This is a genomic window from Actinoallomurus soli, from assembly GCF_024055715.1.
GTDB lineage: Bacteria > Actinomycetota > Actinomycetes > Streptosporangiales > Streptosporangiaceae > Actinoallomurus > Actinoallomurus soli.
This window is the reverse complement of the sequence record NZ_JAMXMV010000003.1, coordinates 512,836-539,404: the sequence shown is the minus strand read 5'-3', so window position 1 is coordinate 539,404 and position 26,569 is coordinate 512,836. Positions and strand designations below refer to the sequence as shown.

The 26,569-nt window shown below is 71.8% G+C and carries 24 protein-coding genes; 18 read left to right on the top strand and 6 right to left on the bottom strand.

Features of this window, described 5'->3' with window-relative positions; translation table 11 throughout:
* Nucleotides 1-59 precede the first annotated feature (59 nt).
* Nucleotides 60-908 carry a LysR family transcriptional regulator gene (locus NDW01_RS11620; RefSeq protein ID WP_252819722.1) on the bottom strand — a complete coding sequence of 283 codons (849 nt, stop codon included), beginning with the start codon at nt 906-908 and terminating at the stop codon, nt 60-62.
* Nucleotides 909-1,087: 179 nt separating this feature from the next.
* Between NDW01_RS11620 and NDW01_RS11615 the strand changes: the two genes are divergently transcribed.
* Nucleotides 1,088-1,819 (top strand): SDR family oxidoreductase, encoded by a 732-nt coding sequence (locus tag NDW01_RS11615; RefSeq protein ID WP_252819720.1) that lies wholly within the window; start codon nt 1,088-1,090, stop codon nt 1,817-1,819.
* Between the two features lie 48 nt (nt 1,820-1,867).
* On the opposite strand, the gene NDW01_RS11610 is transcribed toward NDW01_RS11615, so the two are convergent.
* Nucleotides 1,868-2,332, bottom strand: coding sequence for a MarR family winged helix-turn-helix transcriptional regulator (locus tag NDW01_RS11610; RefSeq protein ID WP_406567713.1), 465 nt, complete (start codon nt 2,330-2,332; stop codon nt 1,868-1,870).
* Nucleotides 2,333-2,519: 187 nt separating this feature from the next.
* Between NDW01_RS11610 and NDW01_RS11605 the strand changes: the two genes are divergently transcribed.
* From NDW01_RS11605 to katG, 3 genes are all read left to right on the top strand, one after another.
* Nucleotides 2,520-3,485: an alpha/beta hydrolase gene (locus NDW01_RS11605; protein ID WP_252819718.1), complete on the top strand. Its 966-nt coding sequence runs from the start codon at nt 2,520-2,522 to the stop codon at nt 3,483-3,485.
* Between the two features lie 96 nt (nt 3,486-3,581).
* Nucleotides 3,582-4,019, top strand: coding sequence for a Fur family transcriptional regulator (locus tag NDW01_RS11600; protein WP_252819716.1), 438 nt, complete (start codon nt 3,582-3,584; stop codon nt 4,017-4,019).
* 28 nt (nt 4,020-4,047) lie between these two features.
* Nucleotides 4,048-6,282 carry a catalase/peroxidase HPI gene (gene katG, locus NDW01_RS11595; RefSeq protein WP_252819715.1) on the top strand — a complete coding sequence of 745 codons (2,235 nt, stop codon included), beginning with the start codon at nt 4,048-4,050 and terminating at the stop codon, nt 6,280-6,282.
* Between the two features lie 104 nt (nt 6,283-6,386).
* Here katG and NDW01_RS11590 read toward each other — a convergent pair whose 3' ends face one another.
* Nucleotides 6,387-6,644: a DUF4235 domain-containing protein gene (locus NDW01_RS11590; RefSeq protein ID WP_252819713.1), complete on the bottom strand. Its 258-nt coding sequence runs from the start codon at nt 6,642-6,644 to the stop codon at nt 6,387-6,389.
* Nucleotides 6,645-6,693: 49 nt separating this feature from the next.
* Complete coding sequence (locus tag NDW01_RS11585) at nt 6,694-7,467, bottom strand: phosphotransferase (RefSeq protein WP_252819711.1); 774 nt, start codon at nt 7,465-7,467, stop codon at nt 6,694-6,696.
* A 244-nt stretch (nt 7,468-7,711) separates the two neighbouring features.
* On the opposite strand from NDW01_RS11585, the gene NDW01_RS11580 reads away from it, so the two are divergent.
* The 4 genes from NDW01_RS11580 (at nt 7,712) to NDW01_RS11565 (ending at nt 12,132) form a co-directional block, all read left to right on the top strand.
* Nucleotides 7,712-9,088: a ricin-type beta-trefoil lectin domain protein gene (locus NDW01_RS11580; protein ID WP_252819709.1), complete on the top strand. Its 1,377-nt coding sequence runs from the start codon at nt 7,712-7,714 to the stop codon at nt 9,086-9,088.
* Nucleotides 9,089-9,201: 113 nt separating this feature from the next.
* The gene (locus NDW01_RS11575) at nt 9,202-10,605 is read left to right on the top strand and encodes a DHA2 family efflux MFS transporter permease subunit (RefSeq protein WP_252819707.1); all 1,404 of its coding nucleotides are present in this window, start codon (nt 9,202-9,204) and stop codon (nt 10,603-10,605) included.
* A gap of 85 nt (nt 10,606-10,690) precedes the next feature.
* Complete coding sequence (locus NDW01_RS11570) at nt 10,691-11,065, top strand: VOC family protein (protein ID WP_252819705.1); 375 nt, start codon at nt 10,691-10,693, stop codon at nt 11,063-11,065.
* Nucleotides 11,062-12,132 carry a sigma-70 family RNA polymerase sigma factor gene (locus NDW01_RS11565; RefSeq protein WP_252819702.1) on the top strand — a complete coding sequence of 357 codons (1,071 nt, stop codon included), beginning with the start codon at nt 11,062-11,064 and terminating at the stop codon, nt 12,130-12,132. The genes NDW01_RS11570 and NDW01_RS11565 overlap by 4 nt, the downstream gene beginning before the upstream one ends.
* 27 nt (nt 12,133-12,159) lie before the next feature.
* Here the strand turns inward: NDW01_RS11565 and NDW01_RS11560 are convergent, their stop codons facing one another.
* Entirely contained in the window at nt 12,160-12,951 is a 792-nt protein-coding gene (locus NDW01_RS11560) for an SAM-dependent methyltransferase (RefSeq protein WP_252819700.1), read from the bottom strand.
* Nucleotides 12,952-13,220: 269 nt separating this feature from the next.
* Here NDW01_RS11560 and NDW01_RS11555 point away from each other — a divergent pair, with 269 nt between their 5' ends.
* The 5 genes from NDW01_RS11555 to NDW01_RS11535 all read left to right on the top strand — a co-directional run bounded on the left by NDW01_RS11555 (nt 13,221) and on the right by NDW01_RS11535 (nt 20,299).
* Nucleotides 13,221-14,150, top strand: a complete 930-nt coding sequence (locus NDW01_RS11555) for a helix-turn-helix domain-containing protein (protein ID WP_252819698.1) — start codon at nt 13,221-13,223, stop codon at nt 14,148-14,150.
* A 9-nt stretch (nt 14,151-14,159) separates the two neighbouring features.
* Nucleotides 14,160-14,597 (top strand): SRPBCC family protein, encoded by a 438-nt coding sequence (locus tag NDW01_RS11550; protein ID WP_252819696.1) that lies wholly within the window; start codon nt 14,160-14,162, stop codon nt 14,595-14,597.
* A 131-nt stretch (nt 14,598-14,728) separates the two neighbouring features.
* Nucleotides 14,729-14,977 (top strand): hypothetical protein, encoded by a 249-nt coding sequence (locus tag NDW01_RS11545; RefSeq protein ID WP_252819694.1) that lies wholly within the window; start codon nt 14,729-14,731, stop codon nt 14,975-14,977.
* 370 nt (nt 14,978-15,347) lie between these two features.
* On the top strand, nt 15,348-18,428 hold the full coding sequence (locus tag NDW01_RS11540; protein ID WP_252819692.1) for a discoidin domain-containing protein: 3,081 nt from the start codon (nt 15,348-15,350) through the stop codon (nt 18,426-18,428).
* Between the two features lie 128 nt (nt 18,429-18,556).
* Nucleotides 18,557-20,299, top strand: coding sequence for a pyruvate dehydrogenase (locus tag NDW01_RS11535; protein WP_252819690.1), 1,743 nt, complete (start codon nt 18,557-18,559; stop codon nt 20,297-20,299).
* Nucleotides 20,300-20,303: 4 nt separating this feature from the next.
* Here NDW01_RS11535 and NDW01_RS11530 read toward each other — a convergent pair whose 3' ends face one another.
* Nucleotides 20,304-20,945 carry an HAD family hydrolase gene (locus tag NDW01_RS11530; RefSeq protein ID WP_252819688.1) on the bottom strand — a complete coding sequence of 214 codons (642 nt, stop codon included), beginning with the start codon at nt 20,943-20,945 and terminating at the stop codon, nt 20,304-20,306.
* Between the two features lie 80 nt (nt 20,946-21,025).
* Between NDW01_RS11530 and NDW01_RS11525 the strand changes: the two genes are divergently transcribed.
* The 5 genes from NDW01_RS11525 to NDW01_RS11505 all read left to right on the top strand — a co-directional run bounded on the left by NDW01_RS11525 (nt 21,026) and on the right by NDW01_RS11505 (nt 26,460).
* Nucleotides 21,026-21,610: a nucleoside/nucleotide kinase family protein gene (locus tag NDW01_RS11525; RefSeq protein ID WP_252819686.1), complete on the top strand. Its 585-nt coding sequence runs from the start codon at nt 21,026-21,028 to the stop codon at nt 21,608-21,610.
* 148 nt (nt 21,611-21,758) lie between these two features.
* Nucleotides 21,759-22,727, top strand: coding sequence for a DUF5954 family protein (locus NDW01_RS11520; protein ID WP_252819684.1), 969 nt, complete (start codon nt 21,759-21,761; stop codon nt 22,725-22,727).
* Nucleotides 22,728-22,808: 81 nt separating this feature from the next.
* Nucleotides 22,809-24,104: a VWA domain-containing protein gene (locus tag NDW01_RS11515; protein ID WP_252819683.1), complete on the top strand. Its 1,296-nt coding sequence runs from the start codon at nt 22,809-22,811 to the stop codon at nt 24,102-24,104.
* A gap of 2 nt (nt 24,105-24,106) precedes the next feature.
* Nucleotides 24,107-24,916, top strand: coding sequence for a hypothetical protein (locus NDW01_RS11510; RefSeq protein WP_252819681.1), 810 nt, complete (start codon nt 24,107-24,109; stop codon nt 24,914-24,916).
* Nucleotides 24,917-25,023: 107 nt separating this feature from the next.
* Nucleotides 25,024-26,460 carry a serine hydrolase gene (locus tag NDW01_RS11505; RefSeq protein ID WP_252819678.1) on the top strand — a complete coding sequence of 479 codons (1,437 nt, stop codon included), beginning with the start codon at nt 25,024-25,026 and terminating at the stop codon, nt 26,458-26,460.
* Nucleotides 26,461-26,569 lie beyond the last annotated feature (109 nt).

Below are 26,569 nucleotides of genomic sequence, written 5' to 3'. Positions count from 1 at the left end.
CGGCGGATCGGTTCAGGCGGTCTCAGAGGCGGGCCGCGGCGCGGATCGGCGGGCCGACCTCAGAGGCGGACCGCGACGCGGATCAGCCCGGCGAGCGCCAGGGACCGGCTGTGCGGCGGCCACGCGATCACGGTCGTCACCGGCGGCGCGTCCAGGACCGGCACGGCGACGAGACCCTCGCCCAGGTGGGGACGGCACGACTCCGGCAGGACCGCCGTCGCCCGGCCGAGCGTGATCAGCTGCAACAGCTGCACATGGTCCCGAACCTCCGGACCGGGGCCGTCCGGGTACGTGCCGTCGAGGCGGGGCCAGCGCGGCAGCGGCAGGCCGGGCAGGGCGGTGACGTCGGCCATGCGCAGGTGGGCCCGCTCGGTGAGGGGGTGCCCGGCCGGCAGGACCGCGACCTGCGTCTCCGTGCGCAGTTCCTCGGTGTCGAAGCCGGCGATCGAGTCGAACGGCAGGTGCAGCAGCCCGACGTCGGCCCGCCCGTCCCGCAGCACCCGCTCCTGCTCGCCGGGCCCGCACAGGAGGACGTCGACGGCGACCGCGCCGGGTTCGGCGGCGTACGCGTCGAGCAGTTTGGACAGCAGTTCGGTGGTGGCTCCGGCCTTCGTGACGAGGACCAGGCCGGGGTGGCCGGGCGCGGCCAGGGCGGCGCGGCGGGTCCGGCGGTCGGCGGCGTCGACCGCGTCGAGGGCGGCCCGGCCCTCGCGCAGCAGGACCGATCCGGCCTCGGTGAGCGTGACGGCGCGGCTGGTGCGTTCGAGCAGCTTCGCCCCGAGCCGTCGTTCGAGCCGCTGGATCGCCCGGGACAGCGGCGGCTGCGCGATCCCGAGCCGCTCCGCGGCCCGCCCGAAGTGCAGCTCCTCGGCGACGGCGATGAAGTACCGCAGCTCCCGCGTCTCCATGCCGCCACGGTACCGGCGGCCCCCGGAGTACCGCGCCGCCCGAGTCCGGCACCCGGCGTACCGCGCCCCGCGAGTCCGGCCCCCCAGAAGCGCGTGCTCCTGGAACGATACCCGCGCGGTATCGCCGCGTACCTGAACGGTGTTGGAGGTGCCGCCGGGGACGCGCGCAGGATGAACGCATGAGCGAACACACGATCGCGCTGGTCACCGGCGCGAACAAGGGGATCGGGTACGAGATCGCGGCGGGTCTCGGCGCCCTCGGCTGGAGCGTCGGCGTCGGCGCGCGGGACGAGCAGCGCCGCGAGGCCGCCGTGGAGAAACTGCGCGCGGCGGGCGTCGACGCGTTCGGCGTACCGCTCGACGTGACCGACGACGCGAGCGTGGCCGCCGCCGCCAGGTTGATCGAGGAGCGCGCCGGCCGGCTCGACGTGCTCGTCAACAACGCCGGGATCACCGGCGGCATGCAGCAGGAGCCCACCAAGGTCGATCCCGCGACCGTGCGGACGGTCGTCGAGACCAACGTGATCGGCGTCATCCGCGTCACCAACGCGATGCTGCCGCTGCTGCGCCGCTCGGCGTCGCCGCGGATCGTGAACATGTCCAGCGGCGTCGGCTCCCTCACCCGGCAGTCCGACGAGGACGACCCGCTCAAGACGGGACCGATCGCCGTCGCTTACGCGCCGTCGAAGACGTTCCTCAACGCGGTCACCGTCCAGTACGCCAAGGAGCTGCGCGACACGAACATCCTGATCAACGCGGGCAACCCCGGCTACTGCGCGACCGACCTCAACGGCCACCGCGGCGTGCGTACCCCCGAGCAGGGCGCGGCGATCGCGATCCGGCTCGCGACCCTGCCCGACGACGGCCCGACCGGCGGCTTCTTCGAGGACGAGGGAGTGGTCCCCTGGTGACGTGCGGCCGCCGAGCGGTGCCCGCCGTACGGGTGGCGCTCCGGGCGGTCAGCCGGACCGGCGGGCGACGTTCGAGGTGATCAGGTGCAGCAGGTGCATCGCGGTGGCGCGCTGCTCGGGTGTCAGGTCGACCGCCTCGCCGAAGGCCACCGAGACGGCGCGGGCCCTCTTCCGCAGGCGGGCGCCGTCCCCGGTGAGGCCGACGGCGACGGACCGCTCGTCGTCGGTCCGGCGCTCGCGCCGGACCAGGCCGCGGGCCTCCAGGCGCTTCAAGAGAGGGGACAGGGTGCTGGACTCCAGCTGGAGGGCGGTCCCGAGCTCCCGTACGGAGACCGAGCCGCGCTCCCACAGGACGAGCATCACGATGTACTGCGGATAGGTCAGGCCGAGCTCGTCCAGCAGGGGGCGGTAGTAGGAGACGACCGCGCGGGAGGCCGCGTACAGCGCGAAGCAGAGCTGGTCCTCCAGCAGCAGCGAGCCCACCTCCGGGCTCCGCATCGTCGATGGCTCCACGCTCGTCCCCTCACCGGCCGGCCGGCCGGACGGCATCCATGCTACCCGTTTACCAAGCGTTCACGATTAACTGGTGCGCGCCCCAGTTGTGCGCGACTTAGTTGGGCACTACCGTTTTGGCATGGGTCGGACGGTATGACCGCCGTCGGATGCGCGGATCCCCGATTCCGAGCCTGAGGAGTCCGCGATGTTCGCGAACGACCCCATCCCCGTGCTGGAGCCGGAGGCCGCCACCTTCGCCAAGGCCATGTCCGAACCGCCGTACCTCTACGGCGTCGACCCGGCCGAGACCCGCCACGTCTTCGACGGAATGCAGTCGGGCCGCGTCGACCGGCCCGACGTCGCGGAGGAGTGGGCGGCCGTCCCGGGCGGGCCGACCGGCGCCGTCCGTACGCGGATCGTCAGGCCCCGGCGAGCCGACGGGCCGCTGCCGGTCGTGCTGTACCTCCACGGCGGCGGCTGGGTCTGCGGGAACGCGCGCACCCACGACCGGCTCGTACGGGAACTGGCCGTCGGTGCGGAGGCGGCCGTCGTCTTCCCCGAGTACGACCTGTCGCCGGAGGCGCGCTATCCGGTCGCGATCGAGCAGGCCTACTCGGTCGCCCGCTGGGTCGTGACCAAGGGCGCGGACGAGGGGCTGGACGCCGCACGGCTCGCGGTCGCCGGCGACTCCGTCGGCGGGAACATGGCGGCGGCGCTGACCCTGATGGCCAAGAACCGGTGCAACGTCCACTTCGTGCGGCAGGTGCTGCTCTACCCGGTCACCGACGCGAGCTTCGACACCGACTCCTACCATCGGTTCGCCGAGAACTACTCCCTGCGCCGCGACACCATGCGGTGGTTCTGGGGCCAGTACATCGCCGATCCCCGCCGATGCGCCGACATCACCGCCTCGCCGCTGCGCGCCACCACCGGGCAGCTCGCCGGCCTGCCTCCGGCCCTGGTCGTCACTGCCGAGGCCGACGTCGTACGGGACGAGGGCGAGGCGTACGCGAACAAGCTGCGGGCCGCCCGCGTTCCCGTCACCGCCGTCCGCTACCAGGGCGTCATCCACGGCTTCATGACGCTGAACGCGCTGCGGAGCACGTACGCCGCCGAAGACGCGATCACTCAGGCGATCACCGTGCTGCGCACCTCCCTCGAGACCGTCTGACCTCCTCCCTCGCGTCCGCAGGCGATCGGAGGCGGCACGAACCTTAATAATTTGCTCTCTTGAATCGTTCGTGTTTGTGGCTGTAGGTTGATCCCCATGACCGCATCCCAGACTCCGAGCGCCGCCGATGAGCTGCGCGGAGTCGGCCTGCGGGTGACGGCCGCTCGCGTCGCACTGCTCGAGACCGTACGGGCCGGTGACCACCTCGGCGTCGAAGCGATCGCGTCCGGAGTGCGCGACCGCGTCGGCCACGTCTCCCTCCAAGCCGTGTACGAGGGTCTCCACGCGCTCACCGCGGCGGGACTCGTACGCCGCATCGAGCCGGCCGGCAGCCCGGCCCGGTTCGAGGGACGCGTCGGGGACAACCACCACCACCTGGTGTGCCGGTCGTGCGGTGTCGTCGCCGACGTGGAGTGCGCGGTCGGCGAGGCGCCGTGCCTGGCCCCGTCCGAGGACCACGGCTTCTCGATCGACGAGGCCGAGGTCGTCTTCTGGGGCCTGTGCCCCGGCTGTTCCACCGCTCGCAGTTCCTGAACACCGTGATCTGTCCGGGAGGACTCCCATGCCTGACAACGAAGACGCGATCGCCGCGGACGCCAAGACGGAGGGTGAAGGCGGCTGCCCGGTCGCGCACGGCCGTACCCGCGCCCTGCACCCGACCCAGGGCGGCGGCAACCGCGGCTGGTGGCCGGACCGGCTGAACCTGAAGCTGCTGGTCAAGAACCCGCCGATGGCCAACCCCCTGGGCCAGGACTTCGACTACGCCGAGGCGTTCAAGAGCCTTGACCTCGCCGCCGTGAAGCAGGACATCGCGCGGGTGCTCACGGACTCGCAGGACTGGTGGCCGGCCGACTTCGGGAACTACGGACCGCTGATCATCCGTATGGCGTGGCACAGCGCGGGCACCTACCGTGTCAGTGACGGCCGGGGTGGCGCCGGGGCGGGCCAGCAGCGCTTCGCGCCCCTCAACAGCTGGCCGGACAACGCGAGCCTCGACAAGGCCCGCCGCGTGCTGTGGCCCGTCAAGCAGAAGTACGGCCAGAAGATCTCGTGGGCCGACCTGATGATCCTGGCCGGCAACGTCGCCCTGGAGACGATGGGCCTGAGGACCTTCGGCTTCGGCGGTGGCCGCGAGGACGCCTGGGAGGCCGACGAGGACGTCTTCTGGGGTCCCGAGACCGCCTGGCTGGACGACGAGCGCTACAGCGGTGAGCGGGACCTGGAGAAGCCCCTGGCCGCGGTGCAGATGGGCCTCATCTACGTCAACCCCGAGGGCCCGAACGGCAACCCGGACCCGGTCGCCGCGGCGCGCGACATCCGCGAGACCTTCGGCCGCATGGGGATGAACGACGAGGAGACCGTCGCCCTGATCGCCGGCGGCCACACCTTCGGCAAGACGCACGGCGCGGCCCCGGCCGACGCCATCGGGCCCGAGCCCGAGGGCGCCCCGCTGGAGGACCAGGGCCTGGGCTGGAAGAACTCCTACGGCACCGGCAAGGGCCGCGACTCCCACACGAGCGGTCTCGAGGTCACCTGGACGCCCACCCCGACCACGTGGGACAACACCTTCTTCGAGCTGCTCTTCGGCTACGAGTGGGAGCTGACCGAGAGCCCGTCCGGGGCGAACCAGTGGCGGCCGAAGGACGGCGCCGGGGCGAACACCGTGCCCGACCCCGAGGACGGCACGCTCAACCGCGCGCCGGGGATGCTCACGACCGACCTCTCGCTGCGCTTCGACCCGATCTACGAGCCGATCTCGCGGCGCTTCCTGGAGAACCCTGAGGAGTTCGCGGACGCGTTCGCCCGCGCCTGGTTCAAGCTGACCCACCGCGACATGGGCCCGAAGGCGCGCTACCTCGGCCCGGAGGTGCCGGCCGAGACGCTGATCTGGCAGGACCCGATCCCGCCGGTCGACCACGAGCTGGTCGACGCCGACGACATCGCCGCCCTCAAGGCCCGGCTCCTGGACTCCGGTCTGTCGGTCTCCCAGCTGGTCACCACCGCGTGGGCGTCCGCCGCGTCGTTCCGCGGCACCGACAAGCGCGGCGGCGCCAACGGCGCGCGCATCCGGCTGGAGCCGCAGAAGAACTGGGAGGTCAACAACCCGGGCGAGCTGACGACCGTGCTGCGCACCCTGGAGCAGGTTCAGGAGGCGTTCAACGCCGAGCAGACCGGGGGTAAGCGGATCTCCCTGGCCGACCTGATCGTGCTCGGCGGGTGCGCGGCCGTCGAGAAGGCCGCGAAGGACGCCGGCCACGACATCGTGGTGCCCTTCACTCCGGGACGTACCGACGCGTCGCAGGAGGAGACCGACGTCGAGTCGTTCGAGGTGATGGAGCCGTCGCACGACGGGTTCCGCAACTACCTCATGAAGGGCAACATGCTGCCCGGCGAGTTCCTTCTGATCGACCGGGCGAACCTGCTCACGCTGAGCACGCCCGAGATGACGGTCCTCGTCGGTGGCCTGCGCGTGCTGGGCGCCAACCACCAGCAGTCCTCCCTGGGCGTCTTCACCGACCGCCCCGGGACGCTGACCAACGACTTCTTCGTGAACCTGCTCGACATGGGCACGGTGTGGAAGCCGGTGTCGGAGGAGTCCGAGACCTACGAGGGACGCGACTCCTCGGGCGAGGTCAAGTGGACCGCCAGCCGCGTCGACCTGGTCTTCGGCGCCAACTCCGAGCTGCGCGCGGTCGCCGAGGTCTACGCGAGCGACGACGCGAAGGAGAAGTTCGTGACGGACTTCGTCGCGGCCTGGGACAAGGTCATGAACCTCGACCGGTTCGACCTGCGCTGATCACGACGTCCGGTCCGGCCCGTGCGGGCCGGGCCGGGCGTTCCCGCGATCCGGCCCTCTCGACGTCGTTCGCCTCCCGCGCGACGTCGAGAGGGCCGCGGTCGTCAGTCGCTCCGGCCGGCGTGACGGCGGACGAGGTAGCCGTGGTTGAGGGCGGCCTTGACGCCGCCGACGATCGCGCCCTGCAGCGCGGCGGCGGCCAGGACCTCGACCCAGCCGCGCTCCACGTCCCCGGCGTCGGGGGCGTCGTCCTGGCCGGAGACGAGCTTCCAGGTCTGCTTGAACAGCGCTCCGGCGATCAGGCCGCCGGCCAGGCCGAGGACCGCGGACACCGGACGGGAGATCGAGTCGGGTTTGCTCATGGTCGACTGCGGTACCCGGTGAGCACGCGGGCTAACGCCGTACCTGAGGTCAGGCGCCGAGATCCCACAGGAGGCGGTAGTAGCGGATCCGGTCGGGATCGGGGCGGACGCCGTACGCGTCGAGGAGGAGACCCTCCCATCCGGGGCCGTAGTTCCACTCGGTGCTCCAGGCGGCGACGGTGAGATCGGCCCACCGGTCGGCGAGGCCGAGCCGGCCGAGGTCGACGTGGGCCGTCCAGCGCCCGTCCTCGCCGATCAGGGTGTTCGGCGCGCAGGCGTCGCCGTGACAGACGACGAGCCGGTCGTGCGGCGGGATGTCCGCGGCCAGTGCGAGCGCCCCGTCGACGCCCAGCGAGCGGTGCGCCGGGTCCCACTTCGCCGGGTCGAGCAGGCCCTGCGCGGCGCGTCGGCGGGCGATGGCGAGCCGGTCCTCGGCCGCCCAGGAGAACGGGCAGTCGGCGACGGGAAGCGCCTCGTGCAGCGCCCGAAGCCCCTCGCCGATGGCCGTCACCGCCGTACGAGGCTCGGCCATCCACCGGTCGGAGACGGCGCTCTGGCCGGGCAGGGCGGCGGTGACGAGCCAGGACCCCTCATCGTCGGCGCCCTGGTCGAGCACGCGCGGCACCGGAGTGAACGGCACCGCCCAGGACAGCCGGACGGCCTCGTGGTCGAGGTCGAGCACGAGCCCGCTGCCCGGCGGGGCCCACTTGACGAAACACCGGTCCGAGTCGGCGCCGACCTCGAAGGTCAGCCCGCCCAGTTCGTTCTCCCAGACGGCGCGCACCGGCCGGCCCTTCGCGAGGGCCGTCACGTGTGCGGGCACCGCCACTTCCGATCGCGGGGGTCCGGCAACCATCGCTCAATCCTGCCAGGAGACGGTGCCGGACGGCACTCTTGACGGCGACGCTCTCCGCCGGGTTATATTCGGCCCGGAATCTTTTAGGAAACCTTCCTACTCTTTGAGGTCGTTCGGGCCTCTCGGAGGCGACGGCAGGGAGGAGGTCCGGCCCGCCCTCCTATTTCGAGTCTTGGTCGAAGCTCTGATCATTCCTGAGAGGACCCCCGCCATGAATCAGGAACGCTCCTCCCGTCTCCGGCTCCGCCTGCTGGCCGGCGCCGCGGTGCTCGCGCTGCCGCCGATCGTCGCCGCCGCCTCTCCCGCCTGGGCGGCCACCGGGCAGATCACCGGGTACGGCGGCAAGTGCGTCGACGTCGCCGCGGCCAACAGCGCCAACGGCACTCAGATCCAGCTCTACACCTGCAACGGCACGAACGCGCAGCAGTGGACGGTCGGGACCGACGGCACGATCCGCGCCCTCGGCAAGTGCCTCGACGTTGCCGCGGCCAACAGCGCCAACGGCACCAAGGTGCAGCTCTACGACTGCAACGGAACGGCGGCCCAGTCGTGGACCGCGGCCGCCGACGGCAGCCTGCGCGCGCTCGGCAAGTGCCTCGACGCCACCGGTCCCAGCTCGGCCGACGGCACTCCGCTGCAGATCTGGGACTGCGCCGGCAGCGCGAACCAGAAGTGGACGCTGCCCGGGTCGAGCACTCCGCCGCCCGCCTCCGGACGGATGCCCGGAGCCCCGTACCTCTACATGGGCTGGGGCAACCCGCCCGACCCCGCCACGGTCATGAGCGCGACCGGCGTCAAGTCCTTCACCATGGCGTTCGTGCTCTCCAGCGGCGGATGCACGCCCGCGTGGGACGGCTCCAGGCCGCTCACCGGCGGCGTCGACGCCCAGGCGATCTCGGCCATCAAGAACGCCGGCGGCAGCGTCGAGGTCTCCTTCGGCGGCTGGCAGGGCAACAAGCTCGGCCCGAACTGCTCGTCCTCCTCCGCGTACGCCGGAGCGGTCCAGCAGGTCATCAACGCGGTCGGCCCGGCCGTGGTCGACTTCGACATCGAGAACACCGACGAGTTCTCGGACTACACGGTGCAGGACCGCATCCTCGGCGGCCTGAAGATCGTCAAGCAGAACAACCCGAACGTCAAGATCGCCGTGACGTTCGGCACGACCACGTCCGGCCCCGGCGCCGACGGCGTCCGGCTCATCAACCAGTCGAAGGCGCTGAACGTGCCGATCGACAGCTACACGATCATGCCGTTCGACTTCGGCGGCGGGTCGAACATGTACCAGAGCACCGTCAACGCGGCCGAGGGGCTGAAGACCGACCTGAAGAACGCGTGGGGCTGGAGCGACGCCCAGGCCTACGCCCACATGGGCATCTCCGGCATGAACGGCCTGTCCGACCAGCAGGAGACCACCTCGACGGCGACCTGGACCCAGATCCGCGACTGGGCGGTGTCCAAGGGCCTGAACCGCCTCGCGTACTGGGCGGTCAACCGCGACCACTCCTGCCCCGGCGGGGGAGTGCAGTCCACCTGCAGCGGCATCTCCCAGAACGACTGGGACTTCACCCGGATCACGGCCGGCTTCTGACCGAGGCCGGTCCCACCGCTCAGGTCACCGCCGCCGTATCCCTGGCGGCGGTGACCTGAGCTCCTTCATGTCCACGGCCGATTCCTTTCGGCCGGACGCCGGTCCGTACTCCCATGGACAGACGATGGGTGCTGGGGCTCGCGTCCGCGGCCTCGGTGATGGTGGCGCTGGACGCCACCGTGGTGACGACGGCGCTGAGCCGGATCCGGCTGGATCTGGGCACCTCGATCGAACAACTCGAGTGGACGGTGAACGCCTACGGCCTGAGCTTCGCCGTTCTGCTGATGACCGGCGCGGTGCTGGGCGACCGGTTCGGGCGGCGGCGGGTCCTCACGCTCGGGCTGGCGCTGTTCACCGGGGCCTCGGTGGCCTGCGCACTGGCGCCGGGGGTGGGCTGGCTGATCGCGGCGCGTGCGGTGCAGGGCGCCGGCGCGGCCCTGGTGATGCCGCCGGCGATGGCGTTGCTCAGCGCGGCCTATCCACCGGTGGACCGCCCGAAGGCCCTGGGGCTGTTCGCCGGGCTGACCGGGCTCGCGGTGGTCGCCGGCCCGGTGGTGGGCGGCGCCGTCACGCAGGGACTCGCCTGGCAGTGGATCTTCTGGCTCAACCTGCCGATCGGGGCGGCCGTCATTCCCCTGGTGCTGCGGCGGGTCCCGGAGAGCCGCGGTGGCGGAGGAGGCGGTGTGGACGCCGGCGGCCTGGTGCTGGTGACCGGCGCCGCGCTGGGACTGGTCTGGGGGCTGGTCCGCTCGTCCGCCGCGGGATGGGGCAGCGCCGAGGTGGTCGGGACGCTGGTCGCGGGCGCGGTCTGCGGCCTCGCCTTCGTGGCCTGGGAGCGGTCCGCCGCGCGGCCGATGGTGCCGCTGGGGCTGTTCCGGCTTCGCGGGTTCGCGGCGGGGAACGCCGCCGGGTTGTTCCTGTACGCCTCGCTCTACGGATCCCTGTTCCTCGCGGCGCAGTACTTCCAGACGGGGCGCGGCGACAGGCCGCTGGCCGCCGGGCTGCACCTGCTGGCCTGGACGGCCTCGGTGACGGTCGTCGCGCCGTTGGCGGGCAGGCTGGTCAACCGGATCGGCGCACGGCCGCCGGCCGCGCTCGGGCTGGCCCTGCAGGCGGCCGGGATGGGGTGGCTAGGCCTCGTCGCGACCCCGTCCGTCCCGTACTGGCAGCTGATCGCGCCGATGCTCATCGCGGGGGCCGGCGTGAGCATGGCGATGCCCGCGGCGCAGGCCGCCGTCCTCAACGCGGTCGCGCCCGAGCAGATCGGCAAGGCCAGTGGCGTGTTCAACACCGGTCGGCAACTGGGCGGTGCGTTCGGAGTCGCGGTGCTGGCCCTGGTGTTCAGCGAGACCGGCGGCTACGCCGGACCGGCGGCCTTCAGCGACGGCTTCGCGCGGGCGATCGCCGTCAGCGGCGCGCTGTCGCTGGCCGGGGCGGTCGCGGCGCTGGCCGTCCCGGGCCGCCGGACCACCCCGGCCCCGGAGCCCACCGCACCGGTGCTCACGCCGAGCCGCTGACCGCCGGACCCGGCCGATTCCTTTCGGCGGGTGGCCGAGTCGATAGGTGTGAAGGAACATCGAGGATGAGGGAGAAGGAATGACCATGGCGGAGATGACAGAGGTGCGGCTGGGCGGCCTGGTCCTGGGCGGCGACGACCCGGACCGGCTCAGTGCCTGGTACCGCGCGGTGTTCGTGCCGTCGGCCGAGCCGGGGACCGTCCTGACGGTGGGCGGCAGTCGGCTGATCTTCGAGCGGCGTGACGATCTGGAGAAGAGCGCACGGGAGCCCGGCCGGATCCTGATCAACTTCTATGTCGAGGACATCGAGGCCGTCACCGCTCGCCTGAAGGCGATGGACGGCACGCGGTGGATCCGCCCGGTCGAGGAGTTCGGCCCGGGTCTGATCGCGACGGTGGAGGACCCGGACGGGAACTACGCGCAGATCGTCGAGTTCGCCCGGACCGGTGCCGGGCGGTGACGCAGACGACCGACGCCCGCGTCGACGTCGGCGGCCTGAGCGATGGCCCCGACGTCTTCGCGCGGCTGACCTCCCCGTACCGCCGGGAGCTCCTGGCCTACTGCTACCGGATGCTCGGCTCGATCCACGACGCCGAGGACCTGGTCCAGGAGATCTACCTGCGGGCGTGGCGTGCGCACGAGACGTTCGAAGGCCGGTCGTCGCCGCGGACCTGGCTGTACCGGATCGCGACCAACGCGTGCCTCACCGCGTTGGAGAACCGCAAGCGCCGGCCGCTGCCCTCGGGCCTGGGCGGTCCCGCCGAGGACCCTGAGGGCCCGATGGCGCCGCCACCGGAGGTGACGTGGCTCCAGCCCTTCCCCGACCGGATGGCCGACACCGGCGCCGAGGATCCCGCCGCCATCGTGGCGGCGCGGTCGAGCCTGCGGCTCGCCCTGATCGCCACCCTGCAGTACCTGCCCCCGCGCCAGCGCGCCGTCCTCATCCTGCGCGAGGTGCTGGCGCTGCGCGCGACGGAGGTCGCCGAGCTGCTCGGCGTCTCCGTCCCGGCGGTCAAGAGCCTCCTGCAGCGCGCCCGCGCCCAGCTGGACCAGGCGGCGCCGTACGAGGACCGGACGAGCGAGACCTCCGACGCCCGTCGGCGCGAACTGCTGGATCGCTATGCCACGGCGTTCGAGAACGCCGACGTCACCGCCCTGATCGGGCTGCTGACCGAGGACGCCGTCCTGGAGATGCCGCCCACGCCGACCTGGTTCGCCGGGCGCGAGCCCATCGGCCGGTTCTTCGCCTCCCGCGTCCTGACCGAGCCGGGCCTGTTCCGTACGGTGCCGACCGCGGCCAACGGCCAGCCCGCGGTCGCCCTGTACCGGCGCGGACCGGACGGCGTCCATCACGCGCACGCGGTGACGGTCCTCTCCGCCCACGAGATGGGGATCACGCGGGTCGTCGTGTTCCGCGACCCGGACCTGTTCGACCTCTTCGGCCTCCCCCCGGCGCTCGGCCCCGCCCCGGCCGGGACCGGCCGATCGGGCGGCGGCTCGCCCGCGCCGGACGAGCCCGCCCCATGACGACCCGCACCGGCGAAGCGGCGGCGGTCAGCGCGTGCGCGCGACCGCCGTCCAGCCGGCCGTCAGCGGCTTCTCGACGCGGGTGGGCCGCCACTCGCCCAGGTGGACCACGCCGGGTTCGACGACGTCCATCCCGTCGAGGAACGCCGCGACCTGGTCACGGGTCCGCGCGATGAAGGGGGCGTTCGCACCGCGGTACGCGGTCGAGACGTCCAGGTTGCGCTGTTCCTCGATGGCGGCGTGGGAGAGGATGACGTGGCTGCCGGGCGCGAGGGCGTCCCGGTACCGCCGTACGAGACCGGCGGGGTCCTCTTCGTCGGGGACGAAGTGCAGTACGGCCACGATCAGCAGCCCGACCGGACGGTCGAAGTCGATGAGCCGCCGGGTGCGGGGGTCGTTCAGGACGGCCTCCGGATCGCGCAGGTCGGCGCGTACGGTGGCGGTGCGCTCGTCGGACGACAGCAGCGCCTGCCCGTGGGCCACCACGACCGGGTCGTGGTCCACGTAGACGACACGGGCGTGCCGGTGGACGGCCCGCGCGATCTCGTGGACGTTGCCCTGGGTCGGCAGGCCGGATCCGAGGTCGAGGAACTGGTCGACGCCGGCGTCGGCGACGTATCGGACGGCCCGCTGGAGGAACTCCCGGTTCGTTCGCGCCACCGCGGCCACGTCCGGGAGGACCTCGGCGACCTTCGCGGCGGCCTGGCGGTCGGCGCGGAAGTTGTCCTTGCCGCCGAGGAAGTAGTCGTACATCCGTGCGACGTTCGGCGTCGTGGGATCGAGATCGGCCGGAACCCCGCACCGATCATGGTGAACCATGATCGAATAGTAACCGGGCGCCCGCCCCCGCCGCCGGCCGGGCGGATCGGTTGCGGCGAGAAGATGACGCCGGGGCAGGGGCATCGTTTCCAGCGCCGTCTACTCAGGGGAGAAATTGTCTCCCCTGAGTAGACGGCGCTGGAACAGCACAGGGCCCCCGCGCGTGCGATCTGGGATGGTTGTCCGCTCTAGTCCTTGGGGTGTCGCGCGGGCCCGTGCAGGACGTTCGGTGAAGGACACGCCGGAGCGGCCCTCGTAGACTCGCGGGGGTGTTCGACTCGCCTGACTTCGACGTGGCGCCGTACGCCGGTTTCGACATGGCGACGTTCGTGCGGCGCACCTATTGCAGCTGGCAGGACGGCGGCTGGCGGTCGTTGCTCGTCCAGTGCTTCACCCACGCGCCGGAGGCGGAGCACCTTCCGCTGCCCGGGGTGTCCGACCTGCACCTTGTGCTCTGTACGGGCGGGGACGCGGTGATGCGGACACGAGCAGGCGGGAGGGCGGTCCGGCGACGCTGGGTGCCCGGCCGCCTGGAACTCATGGTCCCCGGCCACGCGACCGAGCGCGGTTACCGTGCGATGTCGGTGATGCGCACCGTTCAGGTGCACATTCCGCGGGCGACCGTCGACCGGGTCGCGGCCGAGCTGGGAGGCCCGGGACCGGACTTCGAGGCGCTGGCCGCCGGCCTGGGCCCGGGCGACGCGGTCGTCGAACAGGTCGTACGCGCGCTGCCGGCCGCCGAGGGCGCGAACGACCTGTACGCCGAAGCGGCCGCGACCTTCCTCGCGACACACCTGCTGACCCAGGGCCGCGGTCATCCCACGCCGGGTCCCGAGCACATGGCCGTCCGGAAGAGCATCGCGGTCATGCGGGACCGCCTCGCCGATCCGCTGACGCTCGCCGACATCGCCGCCGAAGTGCATCTGAGCGTGTACCACTTCATCCGCGTGTTCCGCGAGGCCACCGGCGAGACGCCGCACCGGTTCCTGACCCGGCTGCGGATCGAGCAGGCGCGGCGGCTGCTCGCCGGCACCGACCTCACCATCGGGCGGATCGCCGAACGCTGCGGCTTCTCCAGCCCCGGCAGCCTGTCCTCGGCCTTTCTGGCGCACGTCGGCGTACGGCCGTCGGCGTACCGCAAGATCTCATCGACGGGTGGGCAATCGCGCGCATGGTCCGAGCCGACCGCGCCGTCCTAGCGTGGCGGCGTGCCGTACAGCTATCGCGTGACCTCCCATTCGCCGGCGAACCCCGACGTCGTCTTCACGGCGCTCGTCCGTGCGGCCACCTGGCCGTCGTGGTCGCCGATCGACGCCGCAGAGATCGAGGGCGGCGGTGATCCCGCAGGCCGGCAGCAGGTCGGCGACACACGGATCTTCCGCACCGGCCGGGCGGTCTCCCGGGAGCGCATCGTCGAGCTGGTCACCGACCGGCGGTTCGGCTATGAGAACGTGAGCGGCCCGTTCCGGTCCTACCGGGGCACCGTCGAGCTCGCCGCGGCGCCGCAGGGCGGCACCGACATCACCTGGTCGGCGACCTTCGAGCCGAAGCTGCGTCCGTCGGGGCCGTTCTGGCGGTGGTACCTGACCCGCTTCATGCAGCGGATGGCCGATGGCCTGGCCTCGTACGCCGGCGACCAATTCTGACAAAGTCGGTATCAACGAATACGAAAGTGTTGGCCAGTTGTCGTCCGGCCAGAGGCATTCTGCCCTATCCGGAAACGGTAAACGGTGGGAACCTTGTCGAAGCAGACTGGATGGTGAAAAGAGGTGGTCTCATGATCCAGAAGGTCCGACAGTCGGTCGCCGCGGCCGTTGCCATGGCCATGCTGGTTCTCGGAGTCGTCCTGCTCGTGGGCGGTTCCGCGTCCGCGGAGAGCCGCGTCGCCGTCTCGGCGTCGGCGCGCGTCGACGCCAAGCCCCCGCCGTGTACCCGGTGCTGTCTCAAGATGAACAGCAAGACCCACCGGTGCGCTAAATACGGTTACAAGAGGGGCAAGGGTAAGTGCGCCGCCAAGTGCAAGTAAGGCCGCGTCCGGGCACCAGGCGAAACGCTCCCTGAAAATGTAATCGAAGGCCCCGATCGAGGGCTTTCGGCCGTGGTGGCCGGCTGGCGTGGCGCCGAGAGCGCCCGGTCCAGCCGGTCATGGCGGCGGCGGCCCCATCGGCGGCGCCACCGCCCGCCCCTCTGAGCAGCAGCTTAATATAAGTCCCGAAAAAAGCCCGCCGCCGAGTATTGACACCGGTGGCGATCCCGATCAGTCTCTCGGGAGAGCGCGCTCCTCAGCTCCCGGTGCACGTCAGAGCCCCCACCCCGCCGGGAGTCCTTTTCGCCATCAGCTTCACGGCGGGCGGTCTCCTCGCCGCTCCGCCGTGCCCCGAAGAGGAGCTGCCCCCATGAAGCCCCGTGCCCGGGCGGTGGGCCATCGGCCCGCCGCGCCCCCGATCGTGATCACCATCCTGACCCTGCTCCTCGCCTGCGCGGGGGTCGCCCTGTCCACGTCGGCGAGCGCGGATTCCACGCTGCTCTCGCAGGGGAGACCGGCCACCGCCTCGTCGGTCGAGAGCGCCGGTACGCCCGCCTCGGCCGCCGTGGACGGTGACACCGGCACCCGGTGGTCGAGCGCCTTCAGCGATCCGCAGTGGCTGCAGGTCGACCTCGGCGCCGGCGCCACCGTCTCCCAGGTCGCCCTCACCTGGGAGACGGCGTACGCGACGGCCTTCCAGATCCAGGTATCCGACGACGCCGCCACCTGGCGGACCGTCTACAGCACCACCACCGGCACCGGCGGGAAGCAGACGCTGAACGTCACCGGCACCGGACGCTACGTCCGGATGTACGGGACGGCGCGGGCGACGGGTTACGGCTACTCGCTGTGGGAGTTCCAGGTGTACGGCTCGGCCGGATCGACGACGCCGCCGAGCACCACGCCGATCTCCGCGTTCAAACAGGTCAAGGCCTCCTCGACGGAGGGCGGCAACGCGCCGGCGGCGGCGCTGGACGGCCGTACGGACACCCGCTGGTCCAGCCTGTACACCGACGACGAGTGGCTGGAGGTCGACCTCGGCGGGGCCGCCACGATCAGCGGCGCCACGCTCGTCTGGGAGAACGCCTACGCCACCGGCTACCGGATCGAGGTGTCGGACAACGAGACGACGTGGACGAGCATCTACAGCACCACGACCGGCAAGGGCGGCACCGAGAACCTCACCATCTCCGGCAAGGGCCGCTACGTACGCTTCCACGGCACGGCCAGAGCCACGGGGTACGGCTACTCGCTCTGGGAGTTCCAGGTCTTCGGCACGGTCGACGCGTCGAGTGACAACCCACCGTTGCTGTCGCCGCCGACCAAGGCCCCGGCGACCACCGGCCAGTTCGCGCTGTCGGCGCCGGCCGACCACGCGATGGTCACCGACACCCGCCGCCCGGCTCTGTCCTGGGCCGCGGTCTCCGGCACCGCGCACTACGAGGTGTGGCTCAACGTCAGCCGCACCGACTACGACTTCACCGCCTCCGGCCGGCTGCTCGACCTCTACACGAAGGTCGCCGAGCCCACCGGCACGACTTACACGCCGACCTGGGACATCAGCGACCGGTGGACGTACAGGTGGTTCGTCGTCGCGGTGAGCGGGTCGGGGGCCAGGACCACGTCGAACATCCGGACGTTCAGCGTCTACCTGCCCACGATCAAGGCGGCGGGCGACGGCGTGAACATCGTGAACGGCGCCCGTGACCTCAACAAGGACGGCACGATCGAGCCGTACGAGGACTGGCGGCAGCCGGTCGAGACGCGGGTGGCCGACCTCCTCGGCCGGATGACGCCCGAGGAGAAGGCGTACCAGATGTTCTACAACGCCCAGACGTACCCGCAGTCGGGGTGGCACTTCGGCCCGGCGCAGCCCGCCGACCTGGACAAGGTGCTCCGCGCCGCCGCCGGCACCCGTCTCGGCATCCCGCCGGTCTCCGCGGGCGACACGATCTCCGGGTACGAGACGACGTACCCGCTGCAGAGCGCGCTCGCCGCGGGCAAGGACTACCCCCTCGACTACAAGCTGGGCGACATGCAGCGCCGCGAGGAGCTCGAGGTCGGCACGCGCGGCGTGCTCGGGCCGCTCGCCGAGGTCGGCACCAAGGTGCTGTACCCCCGCATCCAGGAGGGCAACGGCGAGAACGCCGACGTCGCGGCCGCCCAGGTGCGCGCCCTCGTGTCCGGCCTGCAGGGTGGGCCGGAGCTGAACCCGAACTCGGTCCTCGCGACGGTCAAGCACTGGCCGGGGGAGGGGGCCGGCGGTGAGGCGGGCATCGTCTACGACGCGGTGACGATCAAGTACCACATGATCCCGTGGCGGGCCGCGCTCGACGCGGGAGCGGTCAACATCATGCCCGGTTACGCCGGCAGCTCCTACCTCGACCCGGGCGGGCCGGGCGCCGGCAACAGCAAGCCCATCCTCGACTACCTGCGGAACAACCTCGGCTACACCGGCCTCATCACGACGGACTGGCTGCCCTCCGGGGCGTGGATCAGCGCGGCGAACGCCGGATCCGACGTCATGGGCGGCGCCGACCCGGGCGCGGCCGACTTCTCGATCGCGAGCTTCCTGTCCAGCGTGCCGATCTCCCGGATCAACGACGCGGTGACCCGGGTCCTCCGGCTGAAGTTCGAGCTAGGGATCTTCGACCGGCCGTACGGCGACCCGGTGAACGGCCCGTACCGCTTCCACCAGCCGTCGTACGCGGCGCTCGCCAACCAGGCGGCGCGCGAGTCCATCACCCTGCTGAAGAACGACGGCGTCCTGCCGATCAAGCTGAAGGCGGGTGACAACCTCGTGGTGGCGGGCCCGCGCGCCACCGACGGCGCCGCCTGCTGCGTGTGGACCAGCTACTTCCACCAGAACTACGGCTCGCTGGACATCCTGGACGCGATCAAGGCGCGGGCGGCGAAGGCCGGCGTGAACGTCTACCAGGACACCGGGCCGTCGCCCAAGCTGGCCGTCGTCGCGGTCGGCGAGCCCAGTTACACGCACGCCACGGCCTGGACGAAAGAACAGCCGTACCTGCCGGCGGACCAGCTCGCCATCATCCAGAACTTCCACGACCAGGGGATCCCGGTCGTCGTGGTCATGGACCTGCCCCGGCCGACCGTGATCTCCGAGTGGAACGGCATCGCCGACGCGATCGTGATGACCTACCGCGGCGGCGAGGAGGTCGGCCCGGCGACGGCCTCCCTGCTCTTCGGCGACTACACGCCGCACGGGTCGCTGCCGTGGCAGCTCCCGCGCAGCGTCGACCAGGTCCTCAAGCCGGGCGGCACGGACACCCCCGCCGACGCCGTCGAGGACTGGAGCCTGCCGTACGACCTGGGCGCGACCGCCGCGGAACGCGCCGACATCCGCGCCGAGATCGACGCCGGTCAGTCGCCGGCCACGACCTACGGCGATCCCCTCTATCCCTACGGCGCCGGCATCCACAGCTGGTAGGAGGGGGCTCGCGGGGCCGCACGCCGCCGGTGTGCGGCCCCGCCGGGCGGGGCAGGGGTGGTACGAGGGCCACGGCGACCCGGCCCGGGATCCCGGCGGGGCCGCCGCCCAGTCGGGGGGACCGAGCGATGGCCAAGCGGACGGTCGCGGAACAGCTCGTCGACCTGCTCGTACGCGCGGGCGTCCGGCGGCTCTACGGCGTGGTCGGGGACGCGCTCAACCCCGTCACCGACGCCGTACGCCGCAACGCCGCGATCGACTGGGTCAAGGTGCGGCACGAGGAGACCGGGGCGTTCGCCGCGGGCGCCGAGGCGCAGCTGTCCGGGCACCTGGCCGCGTGCGCCGGCAGCAGCGGGCCGGGCCACGTCCACCTGATCAACGGGCTGTACGACGCGCACCGCAGCATGGCGCCGGTGGTGGCGGTGGCCGCGCACATCCCCAGCGCCGAGATCGGCACCGCGTACTTCCAGGAGACCCATCCGGACCGGCTGTTCGCCGAGTGCAGCCACTACTCCGAGCTGATCTCGACGCCGGAGCAGACGCCGCGCGTCGTCACCACCGCCATCCAGCACGCCGTCGGGCGTTCCGGCGTCTCCGTCGTGAGCGTCGCGGGCGACGTCGCCGGACAGGACGCCCCGTCACGGGACGGCGACGTCGCCGTGGTCACCGAACGGCCCGCCGTACGGCCCGGCGACGCGGAGATCGCCGAGCTGGCGCGGCTCGTCGACGAGGCCGAGGCGATCACGCTGTTCTGCGGGCGCGGGACCGCGGGCGCCCACGACGAGGTGATGGAGTTCGCCGAGCGCGTCAAGGCGCCGGTCGGGCACGCGCTGCGCGGCAAGGACTGGATCCAGTACGACAACCCGTTCGACGTCGGCATGTCCGGGCTGCTCGGGTACGGCGCCGCGTACGAGGCGATGCACGAGGCGGACCTGCTGATCCTGCTGGGCACCGACTTCCCGTACACGGCCTTCCTGCCCGACGACGTGCGCACCGCCCAGGTCGACATCCTGGCCGAGCACCTGGGCCGCCGGTCCCGCCTCGACGTGGCGGTCTGGGGTGACGTCCGCGAGACGCTGTGCGCGCTCATCCCGCGGGTACGGGAGAAGACGGACCGCCGCTTCCTGGACCGGATGCTGAAGAAGCACGCCGACGCCCTCGAAGGCGTCGTCACCGCCTACACCCGCGACGTCGAGCACCACCGGCCGATCCATCCCGAGTACGTCGCCGCGATCCTGGACGAGGAGGCGGCCGACGACGCGGTCTTCACGGTCGACACCGGGATGTGCAACGTCTGGGCGGCCCGCTACCTGTCCCCGAACGGCCGCCGTCGCATGATCGGCAGTTTCACCCATGGCAGCATGGCGAACGCGATGCCCCAGGCCATCGGCGCGCAGCTGCTCCACCCGGGCCGGCAGGTGATCAGCATGTCCGGGGACGGCGGCTTCTCGATGCTGATGGGCGACCTTCTCACGCTGGTGGAGTACGACCTGCCGGTGACGGTCGTGCTGTTCGACAACTCCAGCCTCGGCATGGTCGACCTGGAGATGATGGTCGGCGGGTTCCCGCCGTATGCGACGACCTATCCGCACACCGACTACGCCGCGATCGCGCGGGCCGCCGGAGCGCACGCCGTCCGCGTCGAGGACCCGCGCGACGTACGCGACGCGCTCCGCGAGGGGCTCGCGCACTCCGGCCCGTCGCTGGTGGACGTGGTCACCGACCCCAACGCGCTGTCCATCCCGCCGCGCATCACCGGCCGCCAGCTGGCCGGCTTCGCCACGACCACCAGCAAGCTGGTGCTCAGCGGCGGCGTCGGCCGCATGGTCCAGCTCGCCCGCTCCAACCTCCGCAACATCCCCCGCCCGTGATGCGTCAGTTCCCGCCGAGGAGCGTACGGCCGAGGGCGTACGCCTCGTGCAGGTCGTCGCCGCGGTAGTCGAGGGCGGCGAGCTCGGCCAGATGATGGTCGGCGTTGACCGCGACGGTCCTGGTCAGCCGCCGGAACAGCGGGGCGTCGGACATCGAGTCGCCGTACGCGACGCACCGCGCGTGCGACAGGCCGTACCGCTCGCACAGCTCGTCCACGATCCGGACCTTGTCCTCCGGGGTGAGGACGTTCGCCGGATCGAGCGGTTCGCGGAGCGGCAGGGCGGGGAACCGCGAGGCGATCACCTCGTCGAAGCCCAGGTCGAGGAGGTGGCGGGCGAAGAAGTCGGGCGACATCGTGATCACCACCGACCGCTCCCCGCGCTCCCGGATGTCCGCGCAGACGTCCTCGATGCGGGCCAGCCAGGGGCTCGCGGCGAAGGCGTCCGCGACGACCGCCGGCGTCAGCTCCCGCCAGAGCCCGTGGATCGCGGTGGAGAACCCCCGGGTGTCGAGCTCGCCGGCCGCGAACCGCGCCTCCAGCTCGACCAGCTCCGCCACGGATCCGAGGCGTCGGGCGATCTGCAGGCTGGCGGTCGTCCCCCCGAGGAGGGTTCCGTCCATGTCGAACACGTGAAGGAAGGACACGGAACGCGAGTCTGGCCGATGCCCTGCTCCCGGCACGAGCGAATAAACGGGCGGCGGGGCCCCGGTTAGCATCGCTGCTCATGACCGTTCCGGATCTGCACGGAGGGCCGGTGAGCGAGATCTCCGATCGGCGGGTGCGGGACCTCGGTGCGCGGCTGCGCGCCGCCCCGGCGCGCGCCGGTCGTACCCGCGTCCTCGCGATCGACGGGCGGTCCGGCGCCGGCAAGTCGACGCTCGCCGCCCTGCTGCACCGGGAGTGGGACGCGCCGGTGGTGAGCCTGGAGGACCTCTACGGCGGCTGGGACGGCCTCCAGCGCGGGGTCGACCTGCTGGTCTCGGAGGTCCTCGTCCCGCTGGCGGCCGGGCGCACCGCGTACGTCCCGCGCTACGACTGGACGAGCGGGCGCTGGCGGGCCCCTGCCGAGCTCCCGCCGCCCGCACTGCTCATCGTCGAAGGCGTCGGAGCGGGAGCGCGCCGCGCCGCCGGCTACGCGAGCGCGCTGGTCTGGCTGGAGGCGGACGAGCGGACGCGCCGTCGGCGGGCGCTCGACCGCGACGGCGACACCTACGCGCCGCACTGGGACCGCTGGGCGGCGCAGGAGGCCGAACTGCTCGCCCGCGAGAGGACCTGGGACCGCGCCGACGTCGTTTTTTGCGATCATTAACGGCATAACTCGTGAATTCGTTGAATATCGGAATTCCGGCGTCGCTCTCGGCATGCTGACCAGGGAGATCTTCGCGGCCGGCCGCCTTTTCTCGTGGATCCACACGAAAGCGATGCGCGCCCGGGACGTCCCGGGTAAGGATGGGGTCATGTCCTTTCCTTTAATGCCGGGATACGACTACATCAACGTGGTCGCCGACCTCGAGCCGGTCGCCGCGATGCGGGACCGGGACCTCGGGGATCGCATCCGGACCTTCACCAAGCTCCTCCCGGCGGGAGCGCCCGACTTCGGGTACGCCGTGCAGAAGGGCACCGAATGGCGCATCGGCTGTCTCGGCGCGTCCGACCCGGAGACCGCCCGCTACTCCCTGGCCGCGAGCCTGCGCAGGGGAGCGCGGGACGAGGAGGACGCGGAGACGGCCCGCGCGATGCGCGCGGCGGCCGACCGGCTCGACCCCGAGGACGGCCGGCAGCTCCCCAAGGACGAGTGGGAGATCGGCGACCGCCGCTACCGGGTGATCAGGGTCGAGAAGTTCACGCTGATCGGACAGCGGCTGATGGAGCCGCCGCGTCCCACCGACACCGATCCTCCGGACGACGTCCGGCTGCTGGAGGACCACCTCATCGAGCCGCGGACGCCGGTGGGGCAGTGGGAGGCGCAGCTGCGGCTGAACCTCGTCGGCCACCTGCCCATCCCCGGGACCGTTCCTGAGACGGTGGAGCTCGAGGCCCGGCACGCGATCCGTACGCATCCCGGCGTGGTCCTGCTCCCGCCGACCTTCACCGTGGTGGAGATCAAGGGAGACTCCTGGGACCCGCTCACCGGCGCGGACGGCCCCGACCAGGCCCGTACGCACCTGGCGAAGTACTTCAGCGAGCTGCTGCCGCGGCTGCTGGAGTTCCAGGGCGAGCCGGCCGAGCCGGAGGAGATCGCCGAGTGGAACGCGGCCGCCGAGCAGATCGAGGCGATGAGAGGGCCGGAGTTCGTGGTGCTGGGGCGTAAGTTCCGCATCGTGCGCGTCTCGCGGATGATCCGCGTCGGCCGGGACGGCCCCGAGGGGCCCCGCCCGTCGGACCAGGAGCGGTACGGCATGCAGGGCACGGAGTCGCGCTCCTGACCACTCGGCCTCCGACCGGTCGGCCTCCCGTCCGGATCGCGCCGATTTAGCGCGCCGTTTGGTGATCATTAGGATCCTCGGGTGATCATCAGACGACGGTCCGCGGCCGGCCTGCTGTGCATGCTGGCCGCTCTGGCGATGTTCGGCGCGCCCCCGGCCCGCGCCGCCAAGGCCAAAGCCACGGAGCCGCCCAAGGTCGAGCTCGTCCTGGACGTCAGCGGCTCGATGCGAGCCCGGGACATCGATGGGCGAAGCCGCATATCCGTGGCCCAGCAGTCCTTCGACGACGTGGTCGACGCCCTGCCGGGCGAGACCCAGCTCGGCATCCGGGTCCTCGGCTCGCGCTACCGCTTCCCCGGCAGCCCCAAGACCGTCGGCTGCCGGGACACCGAGCAGATCAGCCCGGTCGCCCAGGTGAACAAGGTCGAGGCGAAGGCCGCGATCGCCACCCTGCGTCCCACCGGCTGGACCCCGATCGGCCTGGCCCTGCGCGCCGCGGCCAAGGACCTGGGCACCGGCGAGACGACCCGGCGGATCGTCCTCATCACCGACGGCGAGGACACCTGCGCGCCGCCCGACCCGTGCGACGTCGCCCGTGAGCTCGCCGCGCAGGGCACCCACCTCGTCATCGACACCCTGGGCCTCACCCTGGACGACAAGGTGCGGCGGCAGCTCACCTGCATCGCCGACGCCACCGGCGGCACGTACACCGCCGTCCAGCACCAGCAGCAGCTCACGAGCCGGCTGAACCAGCTCGTGCACCGGGCCGGCAGCACGTACCAGCGGACCCCGCAGCAGGTCGCGGGCGGCGCGCAGTGCACCAACGCGCCGGTGCTGTCGCCGGGTGTGTACACCGACCGCGAGCGGTTCGGCGAGCACCGCTACTACCGCGTTCCCGTCACCTCAGGGCAGGAGCTGCGCGCCTCCGTGAGCGTCGCGCTCGACCGTACGCTGAACCCTGACTACGGGGTGCTGCTGCGGGCGACGTCCCAGGACGGCCAGGAACTCGTCCGTGGCACGGACGCGGGCAGCGGGCGCACCGACGTCCTGTCCACCGGGCTGCGCTGGTCCGCCCAGGGCCCGGACGGCTCGCCGGAGCCGAGCGCGTCCGCATCGGCGGGCACGACCGGGTCCGCCTCGGGCACCGTCTGCCTGATCGTGAGCAACTCCTTCGCCGCGCCGCCCGGCGTACGGACCACCCCCGGCATGCCGCTGGAGCTGACCGTCGACGTCGTGCCGTCCTCGCCGGCGCCGAGCGGCCCGGACCTCGGCCGCGGCTGGCTGCTGCTCGTCGTGCTCACCGTCGCCGGCCTGGTCGCCGGTCTCATCGTCGGCTGGCTCGCCCGCTGGCGGATCGCCATCTGGAAGGAGAACTGACCGTGCGCGTCACCAGGCTCCTGTCCCTCCCGATCGCGATCGCCGCCCTCGCGCTGACCACCGCCGGACCGGCCTTCGCCGGCGGAAAGTCCTCGCCCAAGCCCCGGACGACGATCGGCACCGCCGGGACGTCGTTCCTCACCGCCACGACCGTGAAGCCCGGCCAGTCCGTACGGCTGTCCGCGTCGACCGGCGACTACCTGTACTGGTCGTTCGCCGCGGCGGCGGGGCAGACCGACCGGATCGCGGTGACGGTCGCGCTGCCCACCGACTCGGCCCGGCTCGGCACCGCGACCTGGAACGTCGACGTCTTCGACGGGCTGCGCCGGCGTCAGGCGTGCACGGCGGGCCCGCAGACCGTGACCGCGCAGTCCGGCGCGGCCAACGTCGCGCTGCAGTGCACGCTGCGGCAGATCCGTTCCTGGGCCGAGCCCTGGTCCAGCGATCCGCTGCCGGGCACCTACTACGTACGGCTGTCGGCGACCGACCTGCCGGAACAGGGCCTCGGCCTGCCGATCGACGTCCGGCTGCGGATCAGCGCGAAGCACGGGAACGCTGAGCCGCAGGGCGCCCACCTGAAGGCCCCGCTGTCTCCCGCGGTCAACCCGGGCGCCACGCTGGCCCCGGACGCCGCGCCGTCGGTGGAGCCCTCGGCGGTCAGCTCCGCTCCGAAGCCGCTGCAGCGCGCCAGGAGCTGGTTCTCCTGGCCGTCGACCCGCTGGTGGTGGACGATCGGCGGCGGGGTGCTGGCCGCCGTCGCGGGCGTCGCCGGCTACAGCCTGACCCGGCATCCCCACCGCTGGTTCTCCTGATCCCGGTCCCGGCGCGGTCGCAGGCCGCGCCGGGACCGGCGTAACAAGATTGTCGAAATCCGCGATTCGGGCCGCACCGAAACGATCTTGAAGCTACGTTCGTGATCATGTTGAAATCTCGGATGTGGGGGCGGAGCGTCGTATGCCTCGCCGCCGCCGGCGCGTTGCTCGGGGCGACCTTCGCGCCGGCCCAGGCGGCGGTCAGGCACAAGGACGACTCCGTAAGCGAGATCGCGAACAAGCTCCAGCAGACGATGGACGGCCTGCGCTTCCAGGACGTCCTCGACACCGATCCGGTCACGACGGCCGCCGCGGCCCGCGCGCTGCGGGCGAACTCCGTCGACAAGGACGCGCAGACCCCGCAGCAGCAGGCACGGCTGCTCGCCGCCGCCACGGACGCGCAGCCGATCTCCCAGCAGCCGCAGTTCGACGCGACCGTCATCGAGCTGGACCGGCACAACCGGCCGGTGTCGTCGGGCACGGTGCTGATGAGCCCGCAGTACCCGCACGGCAAGGTCATCCCGGTCGACAAGAACTTCCACACCAGCGACGTGCGCTGGCGGCAGTGGGACGACTCGGGCTGGTACACCAACCACGGTCAGGGCACGATCGACGTGGTCCCGGGCCGGGAGAACGCCTCGACCGACTTCATGCTGCCCTACCCGGCCTCGGTCCTGAAGCTGATGATCAACTTCGGCGTGCTCCGGCTCGTCGACAAGGGCGTCGTCAACCTGGACGACACCTACGACTACAACCCGACCAGCATCAGCTCGCTGTGCGGCGGCGCGAGCAGCGACACGATCCGCAACTACATCGACGCGTCGATCACCTGGTCGTCGAACGCGGCCTCGTGCGCGCTGATGAAGATGCTGTGGGACCACGACGCGGTGGGCGACCTGAACCAGACGTTCCAGGACCTGGGCCTGGAGACGCTCCAGGTCAAGGAGACCAACCCGGCCAACGGCGGGCACTGGAGCAACCCGGTCACGATGAGCTCCCTGGACACCGCCAAGCTGCTCGCGCTCATCAACGGCGCGCCCGGCACGGTGTGGACCGCGCCCAACGGCAAGGCCGTCACCCGGGACGTGCTGAGCAGGTCCTCGCGGGAGCTCTTCAAGAAGGAGCTCTCCGAGCAGGGCATGAACGACGTCCTGTCGACGGTGAACTGGTGCGGCGCGGACTACCCGGCGCCCGGCATCCCGCAGCTCGTCCCGTCCCGATGGATCGCCGCGGACGGCACCGTGACGGTCGACGGAGACGCCTACCAGCACGACGTACGGCCGTGCAACGCCCAGGCCGAGGTGACGTTCGCCCACAAGACCGGCCTGGTCTCCAACTCGGGCAGCGACGCCGGCATCGTACGGTCGCTTCCGGGTAAGCAGGGACGCAACTACATCATCGTGGTGTTCTCGAACCTGGGGAACCAGTACATCGACCCGAACCGCCCGCCGACCGCTCCGGGCGCCCACCCGGTCGCCTACAGCGAGAAGTACGCGCAGCTCGGGCTGGCCATCGACAAGTACGAGGCCGCCAAGCACGGATAGGCGGCACCACCGCCATCTCCGCCGAGGGTCTTCGTCACCGGCGCCACGGAGACCCTCGGCGGTTCCGCTGAGACTGGACCGCCCGGCGACCGGGTCTCATGACATCCGA